This window comes from Coleofasciculus sp. FACHB-712, assembly GCF_014695635.1.
Lineage (GTDB): Bacteria > Cyanobacteriota > Cyanobacteriia > Cyanobacteriales > FACHB-T130 > FACHB-T130.
Window position 1 is genome coordinate 1 of sequence record NZ_JACJOQ010000376.1, and the last position, 4,299, is coordinate 4,299.

At 43.4% G+C, this 4,299-nt stretch carries 6 protein-coding genes; 2 read left to right on the plus strand and 4 right to left on the minus strand.

The window, feature by feature from the left end:
• Positions 1 to 397: 397 nt before the first annotated feature.
• On the plus strand, positions 398 to 1,123 hold the full coding sequence (locus tag H6F50_RS10385; protein WP_190428637.1) for a hypothetical protein: 726 nt from the start codon (positions 398 to 400) through the stop codon (positions 1,121 to 1,123).
• Between the two features lie 403 nt (positions 1,124 to 1,526).
• Positions 1,527 to 2,123: a hypothetical protein gene (locus H6F50_RS10390; RefSeq protein WP_190428638.1), complete on the plus strand. Its 597-nt coding sequence runs from the start codon at positions 1,527 to 1,529 to the stop codon at positions 2,121 to 2,123.
• Positions 2,124 to 2,151: 28 nt separating this feature from the next.
• On the opposite strand, the gene H6F50_RS10395 is transcribed toward H6F50_RS10390, so the two are convergent.
• The 4 genes from H6F50_RS10395 to H6F50_RS10410 form a co-directional block, all read right to left on the minus strand.
• Entirely contained in the window at positions 2,152 to 3,120 is a 969-nt protein-coding gene (locus H6F50_RS10395) for a protochlorophyllide reductase (RefSeq protein WP_190428639.1), read from the minus strand.
• Positions 3,121 to 3,311: 191 nt separating this feature from the next.
• Positions 3,312 to 3,701, minus strand: a complete 390-nt coding sequence (locus H6F50_RS10400) for a discoidin domain-containing protein (protein WP_190428640.1) — start codon at positions 3,699 to 3,701, stop codon at positions 3,312 to 3,314.
• A gap of 18 nt (positions 3,702 to 3,719) precedes the next feature.
• Positions 3,720 to 3,947, minus strand: coding sequence for a hypothetical protein (locus tag H6F50_RS10405; RefSeq protein ID WP_190428641.1), 228 nt, complete (start codon positions 3,945 to 3,947; stop codon positions 3,720 to 3,722).
• 119 nt (positions 3,948 to 4,066) lie between these two features.
• A partial coding sequence (locus H6F50_RS10410; protein WP_242028972.1) for an alpha/beta hydrolase-fold protein occupies positions 4,067 to 4,299 on the minus strand: 233 nt, incomplete at its 5' end.

The window sequence follows — 4,299 nt, forward strand, 5'->3', positions numbered from 1 at the left end:
ACGCTCACTGCTACAAACGGCTTAATACTCAGCATAACTGGTTGATTTTATCTATAAATATTCAGTAAAGATTGTCTATAAAAAAATAAAGATTTAGTAAAGGTACGCCTTTAATTGAAAGTTGTTTCGCTTTACTAAGTTTGTTTTATATCTATCAGCTTTCGCTAATAGCTTATAGCAGTTATTGAAACAGTCAGTCCTTTGATAGAAGTAACAATCCGCTCTTGAGATAGAGCCATTCGTGCGTTTGCAAAAGTTATTCTGAAAACAATTCAAGCAAAAGTAGCGAATCAAACTACAACAAAGCTAAGAATTCTTTTTTGAAAGAAAGTGCGTCACGCCGACAGACTTTCAAGGTTCTATTTTATCTACATTTTTTTGGAGTTTATCAACAGCTATGACTAATCCAAAGGATTACCAAACTTATAACCGTGAAGTTCGTCAGGATTCTTACAATGACGCTAACGGTCATACTCACACCAACGTAACGCGAACAGAAACAGTTAATAATGGCGTTGTTAAACCTAACGCTGACTCCTACCGGGATGGTTACGTTAGCGGGCGAGTCTCCGAGCGCAGCTACCAAGAAGAGAATTTAGCGGTTCGGGATAACAACAATGCCGCGAGTGGCTTAGTAATTGGCTTGCTCCTGACTTCGCTGGTAGGCTTAGCCGCTGGTACTTGGTTCTTTTTAAACCAACGGAATGACGCACCCGCTCCGGTTATCCCAAATATTGTGGTTCCTAGACAACCAGATGCCAAGCCAGCTCCTGAAGCGAAGCCAGCTCCTGAAGCAAGGCAAGCTCCTAGAAAGGAAACCACGATCATTGAAAGAACTAGGGATGTTTTGGTTCCAGTTCCTCAACAGCAAGCTCCGGCACCTCAACAGCAGGCTCCGGCACCTCAACAGCAAGCTCCGGCACCTAACATCAACATTACTGTGCCCAATACTGAGCCAAAGCAGCCTGAGGCTCAACAAGCACCTTCGACACAAACTGCTCCCACACAGTCCGAAAGTGAGAGCGATCGCACTCCAGCTCAAGACGAATCGAGTGCAACAGATTCAACATCCAGCAGTCAACAAAACCCTGCTGCCGATAGTCCGGATGGTTCGGCTCAGTAACAGCCATAAAAAAGCCGCGATCGTCCCACTTCAAGCGTTAATCTTTTGAAGAAGAATAGCCTCAAAGCCATTCACTTTGAGGCTATATTTTATGTTTGGTAAAATACCCACCTAAAGAATGACAATCAGCTTTACTACCCACCCCTCACATAGTTGATGAAGCAGGGGAAGAGTTTTCATGGTGGGTTATTTCTGCCGAGCTGGTCTAGTTGCGACGTGAAGTAAGCTGCTGTTGAGTACAAGCACTTTTATAGAAAGCTTGAAACCAAGACTTCTGTCTGGTTGCATGACAATTCGTTGCGACCATCAACAATTTGACAACTGGGCAAATAAATATGTATTTAACACACCCAAGCCGGGAAAAACGGCTAAAATTTTAATCTAAATTTTTTCACAGAGGTCTATGAATAACTCCTCTAACTTCGCAATGCTAAAGAGTGCGGAATGGAAGTTTTGGTTAGGCTGGATTGCTTTATCTACTATAGGTAGTTTGCTTGGGATTGTTGCTGGCTTTTTTGTAACACTTTTGACTGGAGGTTTTGGCAGCAACGGATTTCCCTTTGGCTGGACTATTGTATGGGCTATTTTGGGTTGCTTCCAATGGTTGTTGCTGAAGCGGCGAATTAAGAGATCGAGTTTGTGGATTGCAGCGTCTGCTATAGGCGGAGCGGTAGCTTTACCAGTATGTGTGCTAGCGAGTTACTCTATATCTACAAACGCACTATCTGATTTTTTTAGTGACTTTATATCATTGGATCTAAGTAATTCGTATGAGCTTTTTAGCCTATCTAAGATAGGTGCAATAAATGAAGCAATTGTTGGAACTGCACAATGGTTGTTGCTGAAGCGGCAGATTTCGAGAGCGGGTTGGTGGATTCCAGTTTCGGCTTTAGGCGGGGCAATGATTCTACCTCCGATTAGTGCTGCGATTAAAGGTTTAGCCTTGGTTTTGATGTTTCGGCAGACAACATCAAAACCAGATAGCTATATTCAAGAATGACCAATAATTTGCTAACGCACAGTCTTCGTTACGCTACTCCAACTAACTTAGCGCTCAAATCCCACAGCTTTTGAGCTTTGTTATCATCGCTAGCTTCGTCAGAAACCTCTTGCACAAAAGACTGACGACCGGGTTTCTGGCGATTTCCCCAACTCCAATACATCCCGGATTCCTTGTATTCAGGATCGGCAACAATCACTGCAACCCTTTCCCCTGCCAACTCCTGAGACACGTATCCCCCAGTGATGTTCTTTTGAAACAGCGGGAAGATTTTCCGAAACAGAGGATAGTGGTTGCGGAACAGAGGTGTATCTGCAACGCATCCCGGATAGAAGGAGTTAAAGGTAATGCCTGTGGAAGAGTGATAGCGCCGATGCAGTTCCCGCATGGTTAAAACATTGCAAAGCTTGCTATCTTTGTAAGCTTTGCCTGGTTTAAACTTCTTGCCGTTAATCATCGCAATCGGTTCTTTAAAACCAGCTTCAAAGCCTTGGAGATTGCCTAAATCTGGAGGCGCTGGAATCGGAATCTTACCTCCCAACTCCTTCGGATTCGCCGTCACAGTTCCCAAAATCACAAGTCTGCGATCTGGATAAGAGGACTTTTTCAGATCCTCCAGCATCAAGTTGCACAGCAGGAAATGACCGAGGTGATTCGTCGCCACACTCAGTTCATAACCTTCTGCGCTCCGCATAGGTTCTTTTAATAAAGGTAGATAAACTGCGGCATTGCACACCAAAGCGTCCAAGGACTTGCCGCTAGCTCTGAAGTTATTCACGAACTGGCGAACGCTCTCCAAAGAAGCTAGGTCAATTTGCATGAGGGTGTAGCTGTCTTGGGGGATTTCCACTGTTTCGGCAGCTTTTTTCCCCTTCTCCAAATCCCGACAAGCCATCACTACGTGCCATCCCTTTTTGGCAAGCGCTTTTGCACCGTACAAACCAACCCCTGACGAGGCACCCGTGATTACAACTGTTGGCTTCCGATGTGATTCCATTGTGTTTAGACTCCGTTGACCGCCGTTAACTGTCTCTAGGATCTAGGATTTTACACCACTGGGTCATCAGCTCTTATTTTTCGAGGTGTGCTGTTATGAGTATCTTGGGGAAAGTTTTCTATCCATACTGGTTTTGCAAAATTTAGCTTTATCTAATAGCTCTGTTTTACTTAGAGCGTTCAGCGTAGCGATTACCGTTTAACAGACTTTGAAGAATAAGCCCTGAGTTGATGAAAAGTACCCCAACCATTCCATTGTCCGTCCGGTGGTTCCCAATATTTGACATATCTCGCAGCAGTCGGTTTGATTGCAACATCAATATCAAGTTTATTAAAAACAGTTGTTGGAGCGTAAGGATGAACAATGTTAGAAACTAACTGCCAAGACTTGTTATCTGTTGATACTTCGACTCGAAATGTCAAGGAATTCTTAAACGCGCCATCCCAATCGATGTTATAGCCGACTCCATTAAGTTGATAAACGGAACCCAAATCCACAACTTGAAACGTGCCCTTACCATTATTCGTTTCATTTCCCCATCGACCTAGCTGTGGATAATTTGTTGCTGTTTTGTAATCCACATTATCATTGGCATTGGCCTAACCTGGGTAAGTAATTCCTCCGCCTCTGGCAATCACCTGTTTTTTCGCAGCAACGTTAACCCCTGGAAAGTTAAGTTTTTTTGCAACTTTAACTTCTCGCTCGGGTTGAGCTTTTGATGGAAGCGGGGAGGAGTTTTTTAAGTCTTGGGTAGATTTAGAACAACCAACTAGCGTGAAAGCGACAAGAAAAGCAAAGGCAGATAATTTAACACCTTGTATTCTCATTTAATGTCTCGATTAGCTTTTTGCGAAAATCAATTTGCATTCACATAAATAGATAGTTTTTATCTACTTCGTAGGGAAATGTAAATAAAATATTATTGGTTTTTCCTAGGTTAGAGTAATCAAAAGCCCGGTTGAGCCAAAGCAGCAGCGTGGTGAGCGAAATGATCGCCGATAAATGAGGCAATGAAATAGTAACTGTGATCGTAACCGGGTTGTTTGCGGAGAGTCAGGGGATGATTGACTTCTGCACAAGCTTGTGCAAAAACGTCGGGTTGTAATTGTTCGCCTAGAAATTGATCGGCATCTCCCTGATCGATCAAAATGGGTAATCTTTCTGGAGCAGATTTAATTA